The sequence below is a fragment of the Nonomuraea cavernae genome, from assembly GCF_014646355.1.
Lineage (GTDB): Bacteria > Actinomycetota > Actinomycetes > Streptosporangiales > Streptosporangiaceae > Nonomuraea > Nonomuraea cavernae.
The window spans coordinates 139,211-161,214 of record NZ_BMNH01000017.1 but is presented as its reverse complement, the minus strand read 5'-3'; the positions used below and the strand labels follow the sequence as shown (position 1 = coordinate 161,214).

Sequence of the window (22,004 nt, the reverse complement as noted above, 5' to 3'; positions counted from 1 at the left end):
GCAAGTCCGGCCTGGTGCCCTACCTGCGGCCCGACGGCAAGACCCAGGTCACCATCGAGTACGACGGCGACCAGCCGGTCCGCCTCGACACCGTGGTCGTCTCCACGCAGCACGCGGCCGAGATCGACCTCAGGGAGATGCTGACGCCCGACATCAAGGAGCACGTCGTCGAGCCGGTGCTGGCGGGGCTCGACCTCGACACCTCCGATTACCGGCTGCTGGTCAACCCGACCGGCCGGTTCGAGATCGGCGGGCCGATGGGCGACGCCGGGCTGACCGGCCGCAAGATCATCATTGACACCTACGGTGGCATGGCGCGTCACGGTGGCGGCGCGTTCTCCGGCAAGGATCCGTCCAAGGTGGACCGTTCGGCGGCCTACGCGATGCGCTGGGTGGCCAAGAACGTGGTGGCCGCCGGGCTGGCCGACCGCTGCGAGGTGCAGGTCGCCTACGCGATCGGCAAGGCCCAGCCGGTCGGGCTGTTCGTGGAGTGCTTCGGCACCGAGAAGGTCGCGGTGGACAGGATCCAGGCCGCCGTGCTCCAGGTGTTCGACCTGCGGCCGGCCGCCATCATCCGCGACCTCGACCTGCTGCGCCCGATCTACTCCGAGACCGCCGCCTACGGCCACTTCGGCCGCGAGGGCTTCTCCTGGGAGTCCACCGACCGCGCCGAGTCGCTCCGGACCGCCGCCGGCCTCTGAGCCTGTTCCACCGACTGCCGTGTCCCGCCCGGGACGCGGCAGTCGTCGCGTTCACGGACCCCGGGCCGCGGGGATCCGGTGCGGCCCGGGCCGGGGTTCGCACCGTGGACGTCCGAGGTTCCGGGGTCTGGTAGACGTAGGGCGTGACCCACTCCGACGACGCCCTCCTGCCGCTCGACGCCGTGCGGCCCGCGGCGGCGGCGCCGTCGAAGGGAGCCCCCGTTCCGGCCCCCTCCCTGCCGGTGGCCAGGGTCGCGGTCGACAACCCGCTGTCCCATCTCGACCGGCCGTTCGACTACCTGGTGCCCGCCTCGCTGCACGAGACGGCACAGGCCGGGGTGCGGGTGCGGGTGCGCTTCGCCGGGAAGCTGGTCGACGGGTTCCTGCTGGAGCGGGCCGAGGAGAGCGAGCACACCGGGAAGCTGGCCTGCCTGGAGCGGGTGGTCTCTCCCGAGCGGGTGCTGACCCCCGAGATCGCGGGCCTCGCCCGTGCGGTCGCCGACCGCTACGCGGGCACCCTGGCCGACGTGCTGCGCCTCGCCGTGCCGCCCCGCCACGCCAAGGCCGAGGCGGCGGTCCCCGGACCGGCCTCATCCGCCCGCCCTCCCGAGGAGCCACGGCCGGCGCCGGCCGTCGATCCCCATGGCCCCGTGACCGGCGGCCGGTCGTCCGGCGAGACGGCCGGCCAGGGGGGAGCGGGGGAGTGGGGGGCGTACCCGATGGGGGGTTCGTTCCTGGAGGCGTTGCGGGAGCGAAGGTCGCCGCGGGCGGTGTGGCAGGCGCTGCCCGGCGCGACCGGATGGGCCGGCGCGGTGGCCCGGGCGGTGCGGGCCACGCTGGACGGCGGACGGGGGGCGCTCGTCGTCGTCCCCGACGGCAAGGACGTGGCACTGGCCGAGACGGCGTTCGCCGGCCTGCTGGAGCCGGAGACGTACGTCGCGCTGACCGCGGACCTCGGTCCCGCCGAGCGCTACCGCCGGTGGCTGCGGGTGCTCAGGGGGCCGGTGCGGGCGGTCGTGGGCACGCGCGCCGCGATGTTCGCCCCCGTGCCCGAGCTCGGGCTGGCCGCCATCTGGGACGACGGAGACGACCTGCACGCCGAGCGGCTGGCCCCCTACCCTCACGCCCGCGAGGTGCTCGCGCTCCGGGCCCACCGCGCCGGGGCGGCCATGCTGATCGGCGGCTACTCCCGCACCGCCGAGGCCACCCAGCTCGTCGCCACCGGCTGGGCCAGGCCGATCGTCGCCGCCCGGCAGACGATCAGGAGTCTGGCCCCCCGCGTGAAACCGGCGGGAGAGGACGCCGAGCTGGCCAAGGACCAGGCGGCGAGGGCGGCGCGGCTGCCCAGCGTGGCCTGGCGGGCGCTGCGCCAGGGGCTGGAGAGCGGGCCCGTGCTGGTGCACGTGCCCCGGCGCGGCTACCTGCCGGCCGTGTCCTGCCAGCGTTGCCGGACCCCCGCGCGGTGCGCGCTGCCGCCCACGCGCGCCGGCGCCCGGCCGGGCGAGAACGGCACGCTCGACGTGTCCGGGAGTGAGCCGCTCTGTCACGGCCCGCTCGCCCTCAGGAGCGGCCACGCGGCCCCCTACTGCCGCTGGTGCGGCCGGGTGGACGCCGGCTGGCGGTGCTCCCACTGCGGGGGCCCGAGGCTGCGGGCCATGGTGATCGGCGCCCGGCGCACCGCCGAGGAGCTCGGTCGCGCCTTCCCCTCGGTGCCGGTGCGGACCTCCGGGCGCGACGGCGTGCTCGCCACCGTCTCCGCCGCCCGCGCGCTGGTGGTCGCCACGCCCGGCGCCGAGCCGGTGGCCGAGGACGGCTACGCGGCGGCCGTGCTGCTCGACGCGTGGGCGCTGCTCGGCCGGGCCGACCTGAGGGCGGGCGAGGAGGCGCTGCGCCGCTGGATGAACGCCGCCGCCCTGCTCCGGCCCGGGGCCGAGCTGGTGGTGCTCGGCGACGCCGCGCTGCCCGCCGTACAGGCGTTGCTGCGATGGGACCCGATCACCCACGCCGAGCGCGAGCTGGCCGACCGCGCCGAGCTGGGCTTCCCGCCCGCGGTGCGGATGGCCACCCTCACCGGCGCGGCCGCCGCCGTCAGGCAGATGCTCGACGAGGTACGCCTGCCCGCCGAGGCGCAGGTGCTCGGCCCGGTGCCGATCGACGAGGCCGGCAGGGAACGTGCCATGATCCGCGTCCCCCGTGGCGGGGGGGCCGGTCTGGCCACGGCGCTCAAAGGCGCCAGTGGGGTGCGTGCGGCGCGTAAGGCGCCGGATGTCGTGAGGGTGAGTGTCGACCCTCTAGACCTGATTTAGGCCGTATCCCCGATTCGCTCATCTGTAAGTCAGCCGTTAGCGTGCCCCTGTGTCGATCGAATGGGTGAACCGAGCCATCGACCACCTGCGCGCCTGGGGCCGCACGCGGGGCGTCGACGTGGACGCGGACGAGGTCCGCCTGCTCTGCGACTACGCCAGCGACTACCTCGACGTCGACAAGCTCGGCGACTTCACCCCTGACACCTTCGACGAGCTGCTGCTGTCCATCTACCCCCGCAAGGTCATCGCGCCGCCCGAGAGCGCCTCCGAGACCGTGGCCGCCGCGCGCACGCTGGTCGACTACCTGCGCGACGCCGGCGAGGTGAGCGAGGCGACGGCGGCCGCGATGCGTGACCGGATCGCCGACATCGCGCCCAGGATGCCCGAGGCGCTCGCCGACCCGGCCAACTTCGGCATGGCCAAGAGCCTGTTCAGCGCGATCGGGCCCGAGTCGCTGGAGCAGTCGATCGCCGTCCCCTCCGGGGAGCTGCCCGATCTCGGGGAGGCGCCCTGCGACTGCCCGGGATGCTCACCGCTGCCCGCCGTACGACTGCCGCCGCCCGGCGACCTGCTGGCCGGCCTGGCGGACGTCCCGCTGTGGGTGGAGATCCACGGGCCGGAGCCGCGCCAGGGCCTGGCCGAGGACCTGCGCCGGAGCACCGGCGGCGAGCCGCCGCGGAGATGGGCGGAGATCGTCGCCCACCTCGTCGAGCGTGACACCGGCGGCGCCGTCACCGGCCGCGCCGACCTCGACGACGAGCTCTACGACCTGTTCGACATGCTCTACCGGCTGCAGGTCCCGGTGCCCGTCACCGTGATCGGCGACTACCTCGACGAGCTCACCGAGGACGGCCCGGTCGACCTGCCGGGCACGCTCGGCCGCCTGGCCTGGTGCGGCCTGGTCGAGCAGGAGGGCGGCTCGGCCGGGCTGACCCCGCTCGCCGTCTGGGCCCTGCGCGAGCACTACCTCACGCTCGGCCTCGACGCGCCGCTGGCCGGCGACCTGGCCGACGCCGACGCGACCGGCCTCATCGAAGGGCTGCTCGAAGGGGTGCCGACCGAGCTGGCCGAGAGCGACATCACCCGCTGGCTCGACCGGAGGGCTCCCGGCGCGGCGGCGGCCGAGCTGCTCGCCGCGGCCGTGGGAGCCCCGGCCGTGGCCCGCGGCATCGCGGTCACCATCGTCGACCGGCTGGGCGCCGAGGCCGAGGCCGAGGTGCGCGCCTGCCTCGACGACCACGAGCTGCGGCCGCACGCCATCCACTGGCTCGCCAGCCGCGGCCTGCCCGCCCCCGCGCTCACCCAGGAGGAGCTGCTCTGGGTCAGCATCGACATGCTCGCGCTGGCGATGCCGTCGGCCGAGGAGGACCCCGACGTGTTCGGCGAGAACATGGCCGCCTCCGGCCCGCCCGCCCACCTCATCGAGGAGATGTGGCGCGTCGACCACCCCGACGTCGTCGACGTCCTGGAGCTCCTGGGCCGTTCGCTGTCCGACGGCACGGTGGCCAAGGCCGCGCGCAAGGCCGCCTTCAAAGCCCGCTCGCGGAGCATCCGATGAGTACACCCCTGTGACTCCTGTGCAGTAAGTTTCGTGGGTGGCAAACAACGTCTTCAACCTCGCCGAGCTGCGCAAGCTGATCGATGAGCAGGCCGCCGTGCCGACCCGGCCGCCGCAGGAGACAGCCGTGGAGCGCGAGGCGCTCACCTTCCCGCCGGTCCTGCTCGGCCCCGACGAGGAGCTGGCCCGGCTGGTCCCGGCCGTTCCGCTGGTCGCCGACGCCATCCGGCTGGCCACCTGGACCGGCAGCCGCCCGGTGACCCCCGAGGGGCTGCTGACCGAGCCCGACGCCGTGGCCGCCGCCGAGGCGCTCGGCGTGCCCGCCGCCCGGGTCCGGCTCATCTGGATCGTCGCCGTCAACACCGGCCTGTTGCGGATCGTGCGCGGCCAGGCCACGCGCGGCCCGCTGCCGACGCGCATGACGGCCGAGGCGACGCTGGAGTTCTGGGACGGCGTGGTCATGGACGTGCTCGACCGCGCCGACGAGGGGCTGACCGGCTCGGCCGTGGTCGACGACCACCTCGCCGAGATGCTGGCCACCATCTACTCCGTGCGCTCCGGCGTCGCGGTCGCCAACCTGGCCAGGGGCATTCTGCAGTCCCACGAGGTGGCCTGCGAGCCCGGGGCGGTCCCGATGCGCAGGCTGGCCGCGTCGCTGCCCGCCGAGTTGCTGGAGGCGCTGTCCCTGCTGGCCTACTGCGGGCTGGTCGAGCAGACCGCGGCCGGGCGCACCGCGCTCACTCCGCTCGGCGTCTGGGCCATCCGCCGCGATCTGCTGCGCGAGGGCCACGACGCGCCCACCGCGGCCGAGGTCGAGGTGTTCGCCGACCTGTCGGCCGCCGAGCTGGTCGAAGCCCTGGTGAAGGGCACCGCCACGCAGAGCGCCGTCGCCGGCTGGCTGGAGCGCCGCGCGCCCGAGGAGGCCGCCCGCGACCTGATCGAGATCGCGGCCACCGGCGGCGCCGGTCGGCGCGGCGCGGTCGGCGCCATCCTGGAGGAGCTGGGCCCCGAGGCCGAGGCGCCCGTCCGCCGGGCCCTGGAGCTGCCGCTGATGCGCCGCTACGCCGCCTCCTGGCTGCACATCCGCGACCTCGACGCACCGGCGCTCAGCCCCGACGACCACACCTGGATCGCCGTCGACGCGCTGGCCGCCCTCATGCACCTGTCGGGCCACGCCGCGGGCAGGCTGGACACGCCCGAGCCCCGCGAGGACCTGATCAGGCTCGTCGGCGAGATGCCCGCCGTGGGCCACCCCGACACGCTCGCCGTGCTCGACATGCTCGCCTCGGCCCACGACGACCCCGCCGTGGTCAAGGCGGCCCGGAAAGCGGCGATGAAGGCCCGATCCCTGGCGCACACTAAACTGGGCTGATCCCGCCGACGAAACGGAGTGACCCCTTTGGCGATCCAGTCGATCCGGCTGTTCGGAGACCCGGTGCTGCGCACCCCGGCGGCCCCGGTCGTCGACTTCGACAAGGAGCTCCGGAAGCTGGTCAAAGACCTGACCGACACGATGATGGACGCTCCGGGCGCCGGTCTCGCCGCACCGCAGATCGGTGTCGGCCTGCGGGTGTTCACCTACTACGTCGACGACCGGCTCGGCCACCTGATCAACCCCGACCTCGACCTGTCCGCCGACCTCGACGAGGAGGGCGAGGAGGGCTGCCTGTCCTTCCCCGGCCTGTCGTTCCCGACGCCGCGTGCCATCCGGGCCGTGGCCAAGGGGTTCGACATGCACGGCGAGCCCGTCACGATCGAGGGCAGCGACCTGATGGCGCGTTGTCTCCAGCACGAGACCGACCATCTCGACGGCATCCTGTTCATCGACCGGATGGATCCCAAGCAGCGCAAACTCGCGATGAAGGCCGTCCGCGAGGCCGAGTGGAGCGGCCTGGCCGCGCCCACGGTCAGGTTCTCCCCGCACGCCACCGGCGGAAGGGCGCTCTGACCATGCGTCTCGTCTTCGCGGGCACACCCGAGACGGCCCTGCCGTCGCTGCGCGCCCTGATCGACTCGCCGCGTCACGAGGTGGTCGCGGTGGTCACCCGTCCCGACGCCCAGTCCGGCCGGGGCCGCAAGGTTCACCCGTCACCCGTCGCCGAGCTGGCCGAGGAGGCGGGCATCGAGGTGCTGCGCCCCGCGAAGGCCGGCGATCCCGGGTTCCTGGAGCGGCTGGCGGGGCTGCGCCCCGACTGCTGTCCCGTCGTCGCCTACGGCGCGCTGCTGCCGCAGTCGGCGCTCGACGTGCCCCGCTTCGGCTGGATCAACCTGCACTTCTCGATCCTGCCCGCGTGGCGGGGCGCCGCCCCCGTCCAGCACGCGATCCTGCACGGCGACGAGATCACCGGCGCCTCGACATTCCAGATCGTCAAGGAGCTCGACGCCGGGCCCGTCTACGGCGTGGTCACCGAGGCGATCAGGCCCGGCGACACCAGCGGCGAGCTGCTCGACCGGCTGTCCGTCTCCGGCGCCGAGCTGCTCGCCGCCACCCTCGACGGGGTCGAGGACGGCAAGCTGGAGGCACGTCCGCAGCCGCTCGACGGGGTCAGCCTCGCGCCCAAGATCAATGTCGCCGACGCCCAGGTCGACTGGTCCGGGCCGGCCATGCGCGTCGACCGGCTCGTCCGCGCCTGCACGCCCGGCCCCGGCGCGTGGAGCACGTTCCGCGGGCATCGGGTCAAGCTCGGTCCCGTCCGGCTCGTGCCCGACGGCGAGCGGCTCGCGCCGGGCGAGGTGGCCGCCACCAAGAACGTCGTGCTGGTCGGCACGGCCACGCACCCCGTCGAGCTCGGCGAGGTCCAGCCGGAGGGCAAGCGGCTGATGAGCGCGGGCGAATGGGCTCGCGGAGCGCGGGTCGACAATGGCGAAAGGTTCGCATGACGCACCGCACGGACCGTAAGCCGGCCGGTGGCCGGGGCGGTCGGAGTCCGCGCAGGCCGGCTCGTGACCAGGCGCGCAACGCGGCGTTCGACGTCCTGCGGGCCGTCGACGAGCGAGACGCCTACGCCAACCTGCTGATGCCCCGCCTGCTGCGCGAGCGGGGGCTGAAGGGGCGCGACGCGGCGCTGGCCACCGAGCTGGCCTACGGCACCCTGCGCGGCCTGGGCGGCTACGACGCGATCATCAAGGTGTGCGGCGACCGCGAGCCCGACGCCGCCGTGCGCGACGCCCTGCGACTCGGAGCCCATCAGCTGCTCAAGATGCGCGTCCCGCCGCACGCCGCCGTCGGCACCACCGTCGATCTCGTACGGCTGCGCATCGGCGCGGGCGCGGCCAAGTTCGTCAACGCGGTGCTCCGCAAGATCGCGTCCCGCTCGCTCGACGAGTGGATGGCGATCGTCGCCCCCGATCCGGCCGGCGACCTGTCGGGCCATCTCGCGATCGTCCACAGCCATCCCCGCTGGATCGTCAGCGCCTTCCGCGACGCCCTGGGCGCCGACGCCGACGAGACCGCCGCGCTGCTCGAGGCCGACAACGCGCGTCCCCTGGTGACGCTGGTGGCCCGGCCGGGCCGCAGCTCGGTGTCCGAGCTCGGCAACGCCGAGCCCGGCCGGCTGTCCCCCTACGCCGCCTACCTGCCGGAGGGCGACCCCGGCAGGATCACCGCCGTCGCCGAGACCCGGGCCGCCGTGCAGGACGAGGCCAGTCAGCTGGTGGCTCTCGCGCTGACCCGGGTGCCGCTCGACCGGCGCGACGAGGTGTGGCTCGACATGTGCGCCGGTCCCGGCGGCAAGGCCGGGCTGCTCGACGCCCTGGCCACCCATGGCGACCTCGCCGGGCTCGACGACGGCGTGCCGGGCGCGGGCGAGGCGTTCGCGGGCGGGGCGCGGCTGCTCGCCGCCGACGCGCAGCACCACCGGTCCCGGCTGGTGTGGCAGACCACCAGGGACGCCGCCGTGGTCACCGCCGACGCCACCGAGCCCGCCTGGCGGCCCGGCTCCTTCGACCGGGTCATGCTCGACGCCCCCTGCACCGGGCTCGGCGCGCTGCGCCGGCGGCCCGAGGCGCGCTGGCGGCGTGATCCCTCGGGGGTCGCCGAGCTCGGCAGGCTGCAGCGGCGGCTGCTCGACTCCGCGCTCGACGCCACCCGCCCCGGCGGGGTGGTCGCCTACGTGACGTGTTCGCCGCACCTGGCCGAGACCCGGGTCGTGGTGGGAGACGTGATCGGCCGCCGCGACGACGTGCGACAGCTCGACGCGCGCGACTACCTGCCCGGCATCGAGGGCCTCGGCGACGGGCCGCACGTTCAGTTCTGGCCGCACCGGCACGGCACCGACGCGATGTTCCTCGCGCTGCTGCGCAGGCTTCCCGCCTGACGGCGCCCCAGCCGGGGCTCGATCGTGACCTCCTCGGACCGGATCCGGGCCGAGGGGGCCGCGAGTCGTTCAATAGACTCCGTACATCATGGCCGTACAGATCTCACCCAGCATCCTGTCCGCCGACTTCGCCCGGCTCGCCGACGAAGCCGCAGCGGTGCCCAACGCCGACTGGCTGCACGTCGACGTCATGGACAACCACTTCGTGCCCAACCTCACACTCGGGCTCCCCGTCGTCGAGTCGCTGCTCAAGGCGACGTCGATCCCGCTCGACTGCCACCTGATGATCGAGGATCCCGACCGGTGGGCGCCGGCCTACGCCGAGGCGGGGGCGGGCAGCGTGACCATCCACGCCGAGGCGTCCAGGGCTCCGGTGCGCACCCTGCGCCAGATCCGCTCGCTCGGCGCCCGGGCGGCGCTCGCCCTCAACCCGGGCACGGCCGTCGAGCCGTACGAAGGGCTGCTGGGCGAGATCGACATGCTGCTGCTGATGACGGTCGAGCCAGGGTTCGGCGGCCAGAAGTTCCTCGACATGGTGCTGCCCAAGATCCGCACCGCCCGCGCGCTCGTCGAGCGGCACGGCGGCGAGATCTGGATCCAGGTGGACGGCGGTGTCACCGGTGACACCATCGAGCGTTGCGCCGAGGCGGGCGCCGACGTCTTCGTGGCCGGCAGCGCCGTCTACGGCAGCGCCGACCGGGCCGCCGCCGTCGAGACGCTCCGCGCCAATGCGGCGAAGGCCTAGCCCCGGAGCACGGCAGTGGCTCATCCAGCATCGAAACGTCCGAGATCCCGAAAATAGCCATAACCAGGACAGGCTGTGACATGAAGCAGCCGTCGAACGGGTAATTGTTTACTTATGACGGACCATGGGCTGTTCGGACCCGGATCGGTGACGTGGCGGGTCATGGGGGAGCCGATCCTGCTGGTCGGTGGCTTCCGGGCGCTGCTGATGCAGGGGCTGCACCCGCGCGCGATGCGCGGCGTGCTGCAGAACTCCGCGCTGATGGACCCCGGCGAGTCCTGGTCGCGCTTCGCGCGGACCACCGAGTTCGTCCGTGTGCGGACGTACGGCACGTGCGAGGAGGTGGAGCGCGCGGGCAGGCGGGTCCGCAAGATCCACGCCACACTGACCGCGCACGATCCCGACACCGGCCAGGAGTTCCACCTCGACGACCCCGAGGCGCTGCGCTGGGTCCACGTGGGTGAGGTCGACTCCTACCTGTCGGTGGCCCGCAGAGGCGGGGTGCGGCTGACCGACGCCGAGGCGGACCGGTTCGTCGCGGAGTGGCGGCGGGCGGCCGAGGTGGTCGGCCTGTCCCCGGACGACGTTCCCGGCTCGGTGGGGGAGATGCGCGACTACATCCGGGCCGAGCGGCCCGGCCTGCGGTTCGTCCCCGAGGCGGCCCATCCGCTGCGGCAGTCCTTCAACGTGCCGCTCCCGTTGAAGCTCACCCCGCTCAAGCCTGCCGTGCCCGCCCTCACGCTGCTCGCCTTCGCCACCCTGCCCCGCTGGGCCAGGAGACTGTACGGCCTGCCGGCCACGCCCCTCGGCGACCTGTGGGCGACGGCCACACTGCGCACCCTGCACGTGGGGCTCGGCCTCGTCCCGCCTCAGGTGCGCTACTCGCCGGTGGCGCGGCGGGCCCGCCGCATGACGGCCGCCTGACCTGTCGACCAAGCGTTCGCTCATCCGTAAGGGTGGGGGCGGTCGCGCGTGTCGTTCGCGGCATGGCAGACTGATGGGCAGAGCTAGCGTGCTCCGGGGTCGGTGAAATTCCGAACCGGCGGTTACAGTCCGCGACCCGGCCGATGCCATCGGCCGGTTGACCTGGTGAAACTCCAGGACCGACGGTTAAAGTCCGGATGGGAGGAAGCACGCGGGTGTCCGGTGTCAGGCCGGGCGCCCATAGGTGCGTACACGCATCGTCATATCCCCCGGGGCCCGCCGTAGCTAGGAGCTACTGGCGAGTAGGAGGCCCGGGGTGGAGACACCCGCTCAGGACACCGCGCACATGGCGCGTGCCGTCGAACTGGCCGCGCACGGGCGCGGCGGCACCAGCCCCAACCCCGTCGTCGGCTGCGTGATCCTCGACGCCCACCACGACGTCGCCGGCGAGGGCTTCCACGCCCGGGCCGGCGGCCCGCACGCCGAGATCGTCGCGCTCCGGCAGGCGGGCGAGCGGGCGCGGGGCGGCACCGCCTACGTGACGCTCGAACCCTGCGACCACACCGGCCGCACCGGCCCGTGCAGCCAGGCGTTGCTCGCCGCCGGCGTCGGTCGCGTGGTGATCGCGGTCGCCGATCCCAACCCCGAGGCCGCCGGAGGCGCCGCCCGCCTGCGCGCCCACGGCGTGACCGTCGAGACGGGGGTGCTCGCCGAGCAGGCCGAGCAGGTCAACGCCGAGTGGCTGACCTTCGCCCGGCTGGGCCGCCCGCACGTGACCTGGAAGTACGCCGCCACCCTCGACGGCAGATCGGCCGCCGCCGACGGCACCAGCCAGTGGATCACCTCGCCCGAGGCCCGCGCCGACGTGCACCGGCTGCGCGCCCGGTCGGACGCCATCGTGGCCGGCATCGGCACCGTGCTCGCCGACGACCCCCGCCTCACCGCCCGCACCCCCGGCCTTCCCGAGCGGCCGATCCTGCGCGTCGTGGTCGACTCGGCCGCCCGCACCCCGCCCGCCGCCCGGGTGCTCGACGGGGCCGCCCCGACACTGGTCGCGATCGCCGACGGCACCCGCACCGACCTCAAGGCCGACCTGCTGCGCCTGCCCCGCCACGACGACGGCCTGGACCTGCGCCGGCTGCTGGCCGAGCTCGCCGCGCGCGACGTCGTCAGCGTGTTCCTCGAAGGCGGGCCGACCCTGGCCGGCTCCTTCCTCCGGCAGGGCCTGGTGGACCGCGTCGTCGCCTACGTCGCCCCGGCGCTCCTCGGCTCCGGCGCCGCCGCCCTCGGCGACGCCGGCGTGCGCACCATCGCCGGCGCCCACCGGTTCGCCTTCGACGACGTCTCCGCGATCGGGCCCGACCTCCGGCTGATCGCCCGGCCCGCACCAGCACCCCGCAGGGAGAAGTGATGTTCACCGGAATCATCGAAGAAAAGGGCCAGATCATGGCCGTCGTGCCGGCCGGCGACTCGGCCCGGTTGTCCGTTCGCGGCCCGATCGTCACCTCCGACGCCGCCCACGGAGACTCGATCGCGGTCAACGGCGTCTGCCTCACCGTCGTGGCCGTCGACGACGGCGTGTTCACCGTCGACGTGATCAAGGAGTCGCTCGACCGCAGCTCCCTCGGCGGGCTGAAGGAGGGCTCGGCCGTCAACCTGGAGCGGGCCGTACGGGCCGACCAGCGGCTCGGCGGCCACATCGTGCAGGGCCACGTCGACGGCACCGCCGTGCTGCGCTCGCGCGAGCCCGGCGAGAGCTGGGACAACCTGCGCTTCTCGCTGCCCGGCGAGCTCAGCAGGTACGTGGCGGAGAAGGGCTCGATCGCCATCGACGGAATCAGCCTGACGGTCACCACCGTTGACGACGACAGCTTCGGCGTGAGTCTCATCCCGACCACGCTGAAGCTGACCACCATGGGCGAGCTCCAGGTGGGCGACCTGGTGAACATCGAGGTCGACGTGATCGCGAAGTACGTGGAAAGGCTGGTGGCCGGGCAGTGAACTGGGCCGACGCCGGATTCGAGTTGTTCGGCACCCGCGTGCTCTGGACCGACCTGGTCGGCAACGTCGCCGCCCTGGCGACCGTCCTGCTGGCCATGCGTAAGTCCATCTGGACCTGGCCGGTGCAGTTCACCGGCGCGGTGCTGCTGTTCATCGCCTCGATCAACGCGCACATCACCGGCAACGCCCTCAAGCAGGCGCTGTTCGGGGTGCTGGCCGTCTACGGCTGGTGGGCCTGGCGGCGCGGCACCCAGGGCGGCGGGCAGCTCGCGGTGCGGCCGGCGTCGCCGCGTGAGCGAGCCCTGCTGGTCGTCGTCATGCTGACCGGAACGGCCGTCGTCGGCGTGCTGTTCTTCTTCACCGGCCTGTCGTGGGGCGCCCACGTGCCGCTGCCGGAGGGCGCGTTCCTGGTGGCCGCCGACGCCTACATCTTCGTCGGCAGCGCCGTCGCCACCTGGGCGCAGGGCAGGGCGCTGGTCGACTTCTGGATCGTCTGGGTCGCCGTCGACCTGGTCGGGGTGCCGCTGGCGTTCAGCTCGGGGCTGGTCGTCTCGGGCACCGTCTACGGAGTGTTCTTCGTTCTCGTGATCGTGGGGTTCGTGAAATGGCTGAAGGAATACCGGTCGGGGCAGGACAGCCCGGGACAACTGGCGGTGGCGTCATGACGGACATCATCTTCGACCCCGTCGAGCGGGCCGTCAGCGACATCCGCGAGGGCAGGCCCGTGGTGGTGGTCGACGACGAGAACCGCGAGAACGAGGGCGACATCATCTTCGCCGCCGGCAAGGCCACGCCGGAGCTGCTGACATTCACGATCAGGCACACCAGCGGCGTCATCTGCGTGCCCATGGAGGGCAAGGAGCTCGACCGGCTGGGCCTGCCCCTCATGGTCTTCCAGAACCGCGAGCGCATGCGGACCGCCTACACGATCAGCGTCGACGCGCGCGACGGCGTGACCACCGGCATCTCCGCGGCCGACCGCGCGAGAACGATCCGCGCGCTCGCCGACTCCGCCACCGAGCCCTACGAGCTGGTACGGCCCGGCCACATCTTCCCGTTGCGCTACCACGAGGGCGGCGTGCTGGCCCGGCGCGGCCACACCGAGGCGGCCGTCGACCTGGCCAGACTGGCCGGGCTGTCGCCGGCGGGCGTGCTGGCCGAGGTCGTCAACGACGACGGCACCATGGCCCGGCTGCCCGAGCTGCGGGCGTTCGCCGACGAGCACGGCCTGGCGCTCATCTCCATCGAGCAGCTCGTCGACCACCGTCGCCGGACCGAGAGCATGGTCACCCGGGTCGCCGAGACCAGCCTGCCCAACGCGTACGGGATGTGGAGGACGTACGGCTACGCCAGCGCGCTCGACGGCGGCGAGCACGTGGCGCTCGTCTTCGGCGACCTCGGCGACGGCGAGAACGTCCTCGTCCGCGCCCACTCCGAGTGCCTGACCGGAGACGTGTTCGGCTCGCTGCGCTGCGACTGCGGCGTGCAGCTCGGCCACGCGATGTCCGCGATCGCCGAGGAGGGCCGCGGCGTGGTCGTCTACCTGCGCGGTCACGAGGGCAGGGGCATCGGGCTGCTGGCCAAGCTCCGGGCCTACAGCCTGCAGGACAACGGCAGTGACACCGTCGACGCCAACCTCGAGCTGGGGCTGCCGATCGACGCCCGCGAGTTCTCCAACGCCGCGCAGATCCTGGCCGACCTCGGCGTCAAGTCGGTGCGGCTGCTCACCAACAACCCGGCCAAGCTCAAGGGCATGGACGGCTACGGCATCAAGGTGCTGGGCCGCGAGCCCCTGCCGGTCGCGATGAACCCGCACAACGAGCGCTACCTCAAGGCCAAGCGCGACCGCCTCGGCCACGACATCTCGGAGGCTTCATGAGCGGCGAGGGACGCCCGGAGACGCGTGCGGTGCCCGGCGCCGCGGGGCTGGTGGTCGGCGTGGTGGCCGCGGGCTGGCACGCCGAGATCACCGACCGGCTGGTGGCGCGCGCCGTGCAGGCCTGCGACGACAGCGGGGCCACGGTGACCGTGGTGCGGGTGCCCGGGTCGCTGGAGATCCCGGTCGTCGCCCAGGCGCTGGCCCGCCGCTGCGACGCGGTGGTGGCACTGGGCGCCGTCATCCGGGGCGAGACGGCGCACTTCGACTACGTCTGCGACTCGGTGACGGCCGGGCTGACCCGGGTCTCGCTCGACGAGGAGACCCCGGTCGGCAACGGCGTGCTCACCTGCGAGACGCTCGATCAGGCGCTGGACCGCTCCGGGCTGCCCGGCAGCAAGGAGGACAAGGGCTACGAGTCGGCGGTCGCGGCGCTGGAGACCGCCCTCCTCCTTCGGGGCCTACGCTGACCTGCGATAGGTTTCCCTCGTGGCCGCGCCTGTGACTCCTCCGCCTCTGCCCGTCATCTGGCGTCCGCACCGCACGAGAGTCGTCGCGTACGGCTTCGCCGTGCTGATCGTGCTGGGCGCCACGGTGATGGCGATCTTCATCTCCGAGCCGTTCACGCTGATCGACCGGGTCGCCCTGGTGTTGTTCGGCTGTGCGGTGGCCTTCGTCCTGCACCTGCTCGGGCGGGTGCGGGTCGAGGCCGACGACAAGGGCGTGACGATCGTCAACGCCGTGCGCACCTACCGCTACACCTGGCCGGAGGTCATCGACATCACGCTGCTGGTCGGCGACCCCTGGCCCCGCATCGACTTCTCCGACGGCCGCACGATCGGCGCCATGGGCATCCAGGGCTCCGAGAAGGCCCGCGCCCGCCGATCCACGGCCGAGTTCGCGGCCCTGATCCGCGAGCGCGGCGAGGCGCAACGCGATTAGTCGTCGCCGAAGACCTCGTCGAGGTTTGACGCGGTGGCGCCGCGCGACCCCCAGCGGAGAAGCAGGTCGGTGTCGGTGCAGGACTCGATGGCTTCGCGGCGGGCCTGCGTGATCTCCAGCCCGCGCGCTTCGAGGACGGTGAGCAGCAACCTGGCCTCGCCCCGTGCCTCACCCCGTGCCTCGCCTCGCGCCTCGGCCTCGAGTTCGATGGGGCGAGTGAACCGGTCGGGAAGCCGGGGCTTGGTCTGAAGCATGATCTCCTCCAACTCGGCGCGAAGCTCGTCCGAGAGCTGTCCGCGCAGGTAATCGTAGTAAACGAGGCTCCGCTCGTCATCGAAAGTGGCCAGGGTGGTCGCCACCGCCACCACCGTTTTGAAGTCGTCCTGATGGGCGATGGCGCTGAGTGTCGCGATCTCAGGGGAGGCCAGGACGTCCTCCCGCTCGCGGAGGACGGGCAGCTCATCCGGGCCGACCACGACGGGGCAGAGGATCAGGCAGCTTTCCGCTGGGCTGATCGGTTCGCGGTAGCGATCGGCCGTCGCCCTGTCGGCGCAGACCACGACCAGCATGACCCCGCACTCGTGTCTGCCCATGAGTGCGCCCACGTAGGCGACCCAGGACCAGATCTTGCGTCTGCTGAAGCGCCGCTGCACTTCCACGATCACGAAGCGCTTGCGGCCGTCGGGACCCTTGACGGAGACGACCGAGTCGGCGGCGTACTCCGTGGGCAGGCGTTCGTTCAGCTCGACCGACTCCAGACAGGCGTCGTGGTAGCCGTCGACGTTGCCCCGGAGACCCCATGCCAGCAGTTCCAGCGCGAAGCCGGGGCGGCGGCAGATCATCTCCAAAGGCATCTCATGCTGAAGGCTGGGGGGCATCGGCCTTCCTTTCTTTGTGTGATGGAGACCTTACTCTCTGTGGTCGGGGAATTGTGAGCGGTTCTCACGCGTGGTAGCGCGTAATCTGAGAGCGTGCTGCGGCGGACAATCACGGCGACGGACATCGAATCGCCCGAAAAGCTCATCGAGTTGCTCGACCGTCACGCCTACCTGGCGGACGAGGGGCTGGCCACGGCCGCGTTCCTCGCGCTCAGGATGGGCAGGCCGCTCTTTCTGGAAGGGGAGGCGGGAGTCGGCAAGACCGAGCTGGCCAAGACGCTCGCGCAGTTGCTGGACGCGCCGCTGATCCGGCTGCAGTGCTACGAGGGCCTCGACGCCGCCCAGGCGCTGTACGACTGGGACTTCGCGCGGCAACTGCTCCATCTGAAGGCCGCCGAGGCCGCCGGCGTCACCGACGTGGGCCGCCTTGAGGGCGAGATCTACGACCGGCGGTTCCTGATCGCCCGGCCGCTGCTCAAGGCCATCGAGACGCAGCCGAGCGTGCTGCTCGTCGACGAGGTCGACCGGGCCGACGACGAGTTCGAGGCGTTCCTGCTGGAGGTGCTGTCCGACTTCACCATCTCCATCCCGGAGCTCGGCACCATCACGGCCCAGACCCCGCCGGTGGTCGTGGTGACCTCCAACCGGACGCGCGAGGTGCACGACGCGCTCAAGCGCCGCTGCCTCTACCACTGGCTGGAGCATCCGAGCTTCGATCGGGAGGTGGCGATCCTGCTGCGCCGCCTGCCGGAGTGCACCGAGACGCTGGCCGCCCAGGTGGCGCGGGCGGCCGAGAGGCTGCGTCAGGCCGACCTGATCAAGCCGCCCGGAGTGGCGGAGACGCTCGACTGGACCGAGGCGCTGCTCACGCTCGGCGCGCGCGAGCTCGACCCCGGCCGCGCGGCGGCCACGCTGGGCGCCGCGCTCAAGTACCGCGAGGACGTGGAGAGCGTTCTGGCCAACGGGCTGCTCGGCGGCGCGGATGGGCGACGGGCGGGTCATGGATGAGCTGGCGGCCACCGTCACCGGCTTCGCCACCACACTGCGCGCCGCCGGCGTCGGCGCCGACCACGAACGCGCCCAGAATCTGCTGAAGGCCCTCGGCCACCTCGACGTGACCAGCCAGGCCGACTTCTACTGGGCCGGGCGGCTCACGCTCTGCGCCACCCCCGACGACCTGCCCAGGTACGACCGGTGCTTCGAGGCGTACTTCGGCGGCCGGAGGGTGACGGCCGGCCCGGCGAGCACCACGACGGTCACCCGGCACACCGCGACCGGCGACGGCGAGCAGGACGACGAGGGCGCCGCCGCGCCCGCGACGGCCAGCCGGACCGAGCTCCTCAGGCACCGTGACGTGGCCAGGCTGACCGAGAGCGAGCGGGCCGAGGTGCACCGGATGCTGTCCATGCTGAAGAACGGGCGCGCCCGTCGCCGTTCCCGGCGGTTCGAGGCGTCGCACCGGGGCGAGATGGACCAGCGCCGCACCATCCGTGAGGCGCTGCGGAAGGGCGAGGTGGCCCGGCTGCTGCGCCGGGCGCACACCACCCGGCCGCGCCGGGTCGTGTTGTTCGTCGACGTCAGCGGCTCGATGGCGGCCTACTCCGAGACGCTGCTGCGCTACGCGCACGCCCTGGTCAGGAGCGAGCCGCGAGCGACCAGGGTCTATTCGGTCGGTACCCGGCTCACCTCGATCACGGCCGAGCTGCGTCACCGCGACCCGGGCACGGCGCTGAACGAGGTGTCGAGGACCATCCCCGACTGGAGCGGCGGGACCAGGCTGGGCGAGGAGCTCCGAGAGTACCTGAGCCGCCACAGCGCGAGGGGGGCGATCGTGGTGATCGCCTCGGACGGCTGGGAGCGGGGCGACCCCGAGTTGCTGGGAACCCAGCTCGCCAGGCTTTCCAGGCAGGCCTATCGGGTGATATGGGTCAATCCACACAAGGGGTATGAGGACTACCAACCGCTGACCGGAGGGATGCGGGCCGCCCTCCCGTACCTCGACGACCTGGTGGCCGGGCACAGCCTGGCCGCCTACGCGGAACTCAGTGAAAGGCTCGCCCATGCGTGACGTGCTGCCGGAGATCATGCACTGGTGGAACTCGGGGCTCAGGTTCGGGCTCGCCACGGTGGTGAGCACGTTCAGCAGCGCGCCCCGGCCACCGGGCGCGGCGATGGCGGTGCACGGCGAGGAGGTCGTCGGCAGCGTGTCCGGCGGGTGCGTCGAGGGCGCGGTCTACGAGCTGGCCTCCGAGACCGACGTGCCGGTCCTGCAGAGGTACGGCGTGACGGACGATGACGCCTTCACCGTCGGCCTGACCTGCGGCGGCATCATCGACATCCTGGTCGAACCCGTCTCCCGGGAGACCTTCCCCGAGCTGGGCGAGATCGCCGGGTCGCTGGCCGCGCACGAACCCGTCGCCATCGCGACCGTCATCTCCGGCCCCGGCAGGGTCGGCGCCCGGCGCGTCGTCTGGCCCGGCCGCTCCTCCGGGACGCTCGGCCTGGAGCGCCTGGACGAGGCCGTCGACGACGACGCGCGTGGCATGCTCGCCCAGGGCCTGACCGGCGTCCGGCACTACGGCGGGCAGGGCGAGCGGAGGCTGGACGACCTGGCCGTGTTCGTGCACTCCTTCGCGCCGCCGCCGCGCATGCTGGTGTTCGGGGCGATCGACTTCGCCGCGGCCATGGCCCGGGCAGGCAAGTTCCTGGGCTACCACGTGACCGTCTGCGACGCCCGGCCGATCTTCGCCACGGCCAGGCGCTTCCCTGAGGCGGACGAGGTCGTGGTGAAGTGGCCGCACGACTACCTGGCCTCGGTGACGGTGGACGAGCGCACGGTGATCTGCGTCCTGACCCACGACCCCAAGTTCGACGTGCCGCTGCTGCAGGTGGCGCTGCGCACCGACGCGGGCTACGTGGGCGCGATGGGCTCGCGCCGCACCCACGACGACCGGCTGGTACGGCTGCGCGAGGCCGGCATGACCGAGGCCGAGCTGGCCCGGCTGCGCTCGCCCATCGGCCTCGACCTCGGCGCCCGGACCCCGGAGGAGACCGCGGTCTCGATCGCCGCCGAGCTGATCCAGCTGAGATGGGGCGGCTCGGGCAAGCCGCTCACCGAGACCCGGGGCCGCATCCACCACGACGGGTAGGAGCCGATCATGAACTCACCTCGCGTGGCCGGGCTGCTGCTGGCCGCGGGCCAGGGATCCCGGCTCGGCATGCCCAAGGCGCTGGTCACGTACGAGGGGGAACGGCTGGTCGACCGCGGGGTGCGGCTGCTGGAGGAGGGCGGCTGCCATCCGGTGGTGGTCGTGCTGGGCGCGGCGACCATGCAGGTGCGGGGCGCGGTGACCGTGCGCAACCCCGGCTGGGCCTCCGGCATGGGCTCCTCGCTGCGGGTCGGGCTGGGCGCGCTGCCCGAGGAGGCGCCGGCCGTGGTGGTGGCGCTGGTCGACCAGCCGTTCATCCGGCCGGAGGCGGTGCGCAGGCTGATCGGGGCCGGCGCCGAGGTGGCCGTGGCCACCTACGGCGGGCGGCGGCGCAACCCGGTGCTGATCGCGCGCCGCCACTTCGCGCGGGTCGCCGAGCTGGCGGTGGGCGACGTGGGCGCGCGGCCGTTCCTGAAGGCGCACCCGGAGCTGGTCACCGAGGTGCCCTGTGACGGCCTCGGCGACCCGGCCGACATCGACACGCCCGAGGATCTGGACCTGCTAGAAGCGGAATGAGGCGACCGCCGCCCGGTGGTCGCTGCCCGTCGCCGCGGCCACGCCCGCCTCGGTGGCGGTCATCCCCTTGTAGAGGATGTGGTCGGGCCTGGTGATCGGGAACGACGACGGCCAGGTGAAGCCGAACCCGTCGCCGGCCTCCTGCTGGGCGTCGGACAGCGGAGGAGTCAGCCCGCTCATGCCCCGGTCGGTGGTCGCGGTGTTGAGGTCGCCGAGCAGCAGGATCCGCTTGCTGAAGTCGGTGTCGAGGAGCTCGCGGGCGGCGGCCAGGGAGACGTCGCGCGAGGTGGTGTGCCCGGGACGGGCCGAGGCCAGGTGCATCACGTACACGGTGACCTTGCCCTTGGGGGTGGTCACCACGGCCCGCAGCGCGCGCGGCCAGCCGAGGCCGACGTCGACCGGCCACGCGTCGCTGATCGGGTAGCGGCTCCACAGGCCGACCGTGCTGACCGTGTAGCGATGCCGGAACATCTTGTTGAGCTGCTTGGCCGCCGGGCCGCCCACGGTGAGCTCCTGCGCCGCCAGCAGGTCGAGGTCCTTGGCGATGGACCGCACCGCCTCGCCCGAGGCGCTGTTGGTCACGCCCACGTTCACGGTGCCGACCGCCAGGTCGCTGGGCCCGCCGGGCGGGGTGCGCAGCAGCGCCGAGCCGAACATGACGCCCCACACCACTCCCGGCACCAGCGCGGCCGCCGTCGCGGCCTTGGACCGCGCCGCGAGCGCCGTCAGGACCAGGAGCGGCACGGCCACGCCCAGCCACGGCAGCAGGCTCTCCATCACCGGGGTGAACCCGCCCAGCACCGGGATCAGGCGGTGTCCCGCCATGGCCACGGCCACCACGACGGACACGACGATGACGACCCGCTTCAGCATTTGATCCACGCTAGCGGCTCGCTGCCCGCCACGCTGACGCGCTAACCTGTTGCCGACGCAACGGAACATCATTCGGTTCACGGGAGCCCGGCATGCGCATCGGTATGGCACTCAACTACTCGGGCGGCTTCAAGGAGTCGGTCGCCGAGCTGGCCGACTACGAGAAGGCCGGACTCGACATCGTCTTCGTGGCCGAGGCCTACAGTTTCGACGCGGTCAGCCAGATGGGCTACATCGCGGCGAAGACCGAGCGGCTGGAGATCGCCTCCGGCATCCTGCCGATCTACTCCCGCACGCCGACGCTGCTCGCCATGACCGCCGCCGGGCTCGACTACGTCTCCGACGGGCGCTTCACGCTCGGCATCGGCGCCTCGGGGCCGCAGGTGATCGAGGGCTTCCACGGCGTGCCGTACAACGCCCCGCTGGGCCGTACCCGTGAGGTCATCGAGATCTGCCGCAAGGTGTGGCGGCGCGAGCGGGTGGAGCACGCGGGCAAGCACTACACGCTGCCGCTGCCGCCCGGGCAGGGCACCGGCCTGGGCAAGCCCTTGAAGATCATCAACCACCCCGTACGCCCCCGCATCCCGATCGTGGTCGCGGCCATCGGCCCGAAGAACGTCGAGCTGACCGCCGAGCTGGCGGAGGGCTGGGAGCCGATCTTCTACGTGCCGGAGAAGGCGGCCGACGTGTGGGGCTCCTCGCTGGCCGCCGGCAAGGCGAAGCGCGCGCCCGAGCTGGGCGAGCTCGACGTGATCGCCCAGGCGTCCCTGGCCATCGGCGACGACGTGTCGGACCTGCTGGAGTTCGGGCGGCCGATGGCCGCCCTGTACATCGGCGGCATGGGCGCCAAGGGCCGCAACTTCTACAACGACCTCGCCCGGCGCTACGGCTACGAGAAGGAGGCGGAGCAGATCCAGGAGCTCTACCTCGACGGCAAGAAGCAGGAGGCCGCGGCGCTGGTGCCGAGCGAACTGCTGGAGAAGATGTCGCTGGTCGGCAGCGAGGGCTTCGTCCGCGACCGGGTGCAGGCCATGAAGGAGTCGGGGGTCACGACGCTGAACGTCGCGCCGTTCGGCCGGACCCACGAGGAGCGGCTGAAGCTGATCGAGACGATCAAGGAGCTCGCTTCCTGACCCTCTGCCCGCCGCAAGCGGGGAAG

Annotated in this window: 22 protein-coding genes and 1 riboswitch; of the genes, 20 read left to right on the top strand and 2 right to left on the bottom strand. The window is 72.8% G+C overall.

Translation table 11 applies throughout. The features are described from left to right. The 15 genes from metK to IEY82_RS25180 form a co-directional block, all read left to right on the top strand. The coding region (gene metK / locus IEY82_RS25250) for a methionine adenosyltransferase (protein ID WP_189126688.1) at positions 1 to 701 on the top strand (701 nt) is incomplete at its 5' end. A gap of 143 nt (positions 702 to 844) precedes the next feature. Next, a complete protein-coding gene (locus IEY82_RS25245; protein WP_189126687.1) occupies positions 845 to 3,007 on the top strand; it encodes a primosomal protein N' in 2,163 nt (720 codons plus the stop codon). A gap of 49 nt (positions 3,008 to 3,056) precedes the next feature. Next, entirely contained in the window at positions 3,057 to 4,565 is a 1,509-nt protein-coding gene (locus IEY82_RS25240) for a hypothetical protein (RefSeq protein WP_189126686.1), read from the top strand. 37 nt (positions 4,566 to 4,602) lie between these two features. Next, on the top strand, positions 4,603 to 5,937 hold the full coding sequence (locus IEY82_RS25235; RefSeq protein WP_189126685.1) for a hypothetical protein: 1,335 nt from the start codon (positions 4,603 to 4,605) through the stop codon (positions 5,935 to 5,937). A 27-nt stretch (positions 5,938 to 5,964) separates the two neighbouring features. Continuing rightward, complete coding sequence (gene def / locus IEY82_RS25230) at positions 5,965 to 6,513, top strand: peptide deformylase (RefSeq protein ID WP_189126684.1); 549 nt, start codon at positions 5,965 to 5,967, stop codon at positions 6,511 to 6,513. Between the two features lie 2 nt (positions 6,514 to 6,515). Then, positions 6,516 to 7,445, top strand: a complete 930-nt coding sequence (gene fmt, locus IEY82_RS25225; RefSeq protein ID WP_189126683.1) for a methionyl-tRNA formyltransferase — start codon at positions 6,516 to 6,518, stop codon at positions 7,443 to 7,445. Beyond that, positions 7,442 to 8,881, top strand: coding sequence for an RsmB/NOP family class I SAM-dependent RNA methyltransferase (locus IEY82_RS25220; protein ID WP_189126682.1), 1,440 nt, complete (start codon positions 7,442 to 7,444; stop codon positions 8,879 to 8,881). The genes fmt and IEY82_RS25220 overlap by 4 nt, the downstream gene beginning before the upstream one ends. A gap of 88 nt (positions 8,882 to 8,969) precedes the next feature. Continuing rightward, positions 8,970 to 9,626 carry a ribulose-phosphate 3-epimerase gene (gene rpe / locus IEY82_RS25215; protein ID WP_189126681.1) on the top strand — a complete coding sequence of 219 codons (657 nt, stop codon included), beginning with the start codon at positions 8,970 to 8,972 and terminating at the stop codon, positions 9,624 to 9,626. Positions 9,627 to 9,740: 114 nt separating this feature from the next. Continuing rightward, positions 9,741 to 10,550: an oxygenase MpaB family protein gene (locus tag IEY82_RS25210; RefSeq protein ID WP_189126680.1), complete on the top strand. Its 810-nt coding sequence runs from the start codon at positions 9,741 to 9,743 to the stop codon at positions 10,548 to 10,550. An 84-nt stretch (positions 10,551 to 10,634) separates the two neighbouring features. Then, positions 10,635 to 10,765, top strand: a riboswitch (FMN riboswitch). A gap of 101 nt (positions 10,766 to 10,866) precedes the next feature. After that, positions 10,867 to 11,961: a bifunctional diaminohydroxyphosphoribosylaminopyrimidine deaminase/5-amino-6-(5-phosphoribosylamino)uracil reductase RibD gene (gene ribD, locus IEY82_RS25205; RefSeq protein ID WP_225263699.1), complete on the top strand. Its 1,095-nt coding sequence runs from the start codon at positions 10,867 to 10,869 to the stop codon at positions 11,959 to 11,961. Next, on the top strand, positions 11,961 to 12,551 hold the full coding sequence (locus tag IEY82_RS25200) for a riboflavin synthase (RefSeq protein WP_189126679.1): 591 nt from the start codon (positions 11,961 to 11,963) through the stop codon (positions 12,549 to 12,551). The genes ribD and IEY82_RS25200 overlap by 1 nt, the downstream gene beginning before the upstream one ends. Further along, positions 12,548 to 13,216: a nicotinamide mononucleotide transporter family protein gene (locus IEY82_RS25195; protein WP_189126678.1), complete on the top strand. Its 669-nt coding sequence runs from the start codon at positions 12,548 to 12,550 to the stop codon at positions 13,214 to 13,216. The genes IEY82_RS25200 and IEY82_RS25195 overlap by 4 nt, the downstream gene beginning before the upstream one ends. Then, positions 13,213 to 14,430 carry a bifunctional 3,4-dihydroxy-2-butanone-4-phosphate synthase/GTP cyclohydrolase II gene (locus tag IEY82_RS25190; protein ID WP_263648518.1) on the top strand — a complete coding sequence of 406 codons (1,218 nt, stop codon included), beginning with the start codon at positions 13,213 to 13,215 and terminating at the stop codon, positions 14,428 to 14,430. The genes IEY82_RS25195 and IEY82_RS25190 overlap by 4 nt, the downstream gene beginning before the upstream one ends. Then, positions 14,427 to 14,897: a 6,7-dimethyl-8-ribityllumazine synthase gene (gene ribH / locus IEY82_RS25185; RefSeq protein ID WP_189126677.1), complete on the top strand. Its 471-nt coding sequence runs from the start codon at positions 14,427 to 14,429 to the stop codon at positions 14,895 to 14,897. The genes IEY82_RS25190 and ribH overlap by 4 nt, the downstream gene beginning before the upstream one ends. A 19-nt stretch (positions 14,898 to 14,916) precedes the next feature. Next, positions 14,917 to 15,369, top strand: coding sequence for a PH domain-containing protein (locus tag IEY82_RS25180; RefSeq protein ID WP_225263700.1), 453 nt, complete (start codon positions 14,917 to 14,919; stop codon positions 15,367 to 15,369). On the opposite strand, the gene IEY82_RS25175 is transcribed toward IEY82_RS25180, so the two are convergent. Further along, the gene (locus IEY82_RS25175) at positions 15,366 to 16,223 is read right to left on the bottom strand and encodes a hypothetical protein (RefSeq protein ID WP_194518801.1); all 858 of its coding nucleotides are present in this window, start codon (positions 16,221 to 16,223) and stop codon (positions 15,366 to 15,368) included. The two genes, IEY82_RS25180 and IEY82_RS25175, sit on opposite strands and share 4 nt — an antisense overlap. Before the next feature lie 117 nt (positions 16,224 to 16,340). Here IEY82_RS25175 and IEY82_RS25170 point away from each other — a divergent pair, with 117 nt between their 5' ends. From IEY82_RS25170 to IEY82_RS25155, 4 genes are read left to right on the top strand one after another with little or no spacing between them, the layout of a single operon-like run. Beyond that, on the top strand, positions 16,341 to 17,255 hold the full coding sequence (locus IEY82_RS25170) for an AAA family ATPase (RefSeq protein ID WP_189126675.1): 915 nt from the start codon (positions 16,341 to 16,343) through the stop codon (positions 17,253 to 17,255). Beyond that, positions 17,248 to 18,315: a vWA domain-containing protein gene (locus IEY82_RS25165; protein ID WP_189126674.1), complete on the top strand. Its 1,068-nt coding sequence runs from the start codon at positions 17,248 to 17,250 to the stop codon at positions 18,313 to 18,315. The genes IEY82_RS25170 and IEY82_RS25165 overlap by 8 nt, the downstream gene beginning before the upstream one ends. Further along, positions 18,308 to 19,396, top strand: coding sequence for an XdhC family protein (locus IEY82_RS25160; protein ID WP_189126673.1), 1,089 nt, complete (start codon positions 18,308 to 18,310; stop codon positions 19,394 to 19,396). The genes IEY82_RS25165 and IEY82_RS25160 overlap by 8 nt, the downstream gene beginning before the upstream one ends. Before the next feature lie 9 nt (positions 19,397 to 19,405). Then, positions 19,406 to 19,972: a nucleotidyltransferase family protein gene (locus tag IEY82_RS25155; protein ID WP_189126672.1), complete on the top strand. Its 567-nt coding sequence runs from the start codon at positions 19,406 to 19,408 to the stop codon at positions 19,970 to 19,972. Here the strand turns inward: IEY82_RS25155 and IEY82_RS25150 are convergent. Next, positions 19,958 to 20,845 (bottom strand): endonuclease/exonuclease/phosphatase family protein, encoded by an 888-nt coding sequence (locus IEY82_RS25150; protein ID WP_189126671.1) that lies wholly within the window; start codon positions 20,843 to 20,845, stop codon positions 19,958 to 19,960. The genes IEY82_RS25155 and IEY82_RS25150 overlap by 15 nt on opposite strands. A 92-nt stretch (positions 20,846 to 20,937) precedes the next feature. On the opposite strand from IEY82_RS25150, the gene IEY82_RS25145 reads away from it, so the two are divergent. Next, positions 20,938 to 21,978, top strand: coding sequence for an LLM class F420-dependent oxidoreductase (locus tag IEY82_RS25145; protein ID WP_189126670.1), 1,041 nt, complete (start codon positions 20,938 to 20,940; stop codon positions 21,976 to 21,978). Positions 21,979 to 22,004 lie beyond the last annotated feature (26 nt).

Excerpts from the sequence above, each read along its gene's own strand:
- IEY82_RS25220 (WP_189126682.1), top strand. The coding sequence starts at position 7,442 with ATGACGCACCGCACGGACCGTAAGCCGGCCGGTGGCCGGGGCGGTCGG.
- IEY82_RS25175 (WP_194518801.1), bottom strand. The coding sequence starts at position 16,223 with ATGCCTTTGGAGATGATCTGCCGCCGCCCCGGCTTCGCGCTGGAACTG.
- IEY82_RS25190 (WP_263648518.1), top strand. The coding sequence starts at position 13,213 with ATGACGGACATCATCTTCGACCCCGTCGAGCGGGCCGTCAGCGACATC.
- rpe (WP_189126681.1), top strand. The coding sequence starts at position 8,970 with ATGGCCGTACAGATCTCACCCAGCATCCTGTCCGCCGACTTCGCCCGG.
- IEY82_RS25160 (WP_189126673.1), top strand. The coding sequence starts at position 18,308 with ATGCGTGACGTGCTGCCGGAGATCATGCACTGGTGGAACTCGGGGCTC.
- IEY82_RS25165 (WP_189126674.1), top strand. The coding sequence starts at position 17,248 with ATGGATGAGCTGGCGGCCACCGTCACCGGCTTCGCCACCACACTGCGC.
- IEY82_RS25200 (WP_189126679.1), top strand. The coding sequence starts at position 11,961 with ATGTTCACCGGAATCATCGAAGAAAAGGGCCAGATCATGGCCGTCGTG.
- fmt (WP_189126683.1), top strand. The coding sequence starts at position 6,516 with ATGCGTCTCGTCTTCGCGGGCACACCCGAGACGGCCCTGCCGTCGCTG.
- IEY82_RS25145 (WP_189126670.1), top strand. The coding sequence starts at position 20,938 with ATGCGCATCGGTATGGCACTCAACTACTCGGGCGGCTTCAAGGAGTCG.
- ribH (WP_189126677.1), top strand. The coding sequence starts at position 14,427 with ATGAGCGGCGAGGGACGCCCGGAGACGCGTGCGGTGCCCGGCGCCGCG.
- IEY82_RS25155 (WP_189126672.1), top strand. The coding sequence starts at position 19,406 with ATGAACTCACCTCGCGTGGCCGGGCTGCTGCTGGCCGCGGGCCAGGGA.
- IEY82_RS25150 (WP_189126671.1), bottom strand. The coding sequence starts at position 20,845 with ATGCTGAAGCGGGTCGTCATCGTCGTGTCCGTCGTGGTGGCCGTGGCC.
- IEY82_RS25210 (WP_189126680.1), top strand. The coding sequence starts at position 9,741 with ATGACGGACCATGGGCTGTTCGGACCCGGATCGGTGACGTGGCGGGTC.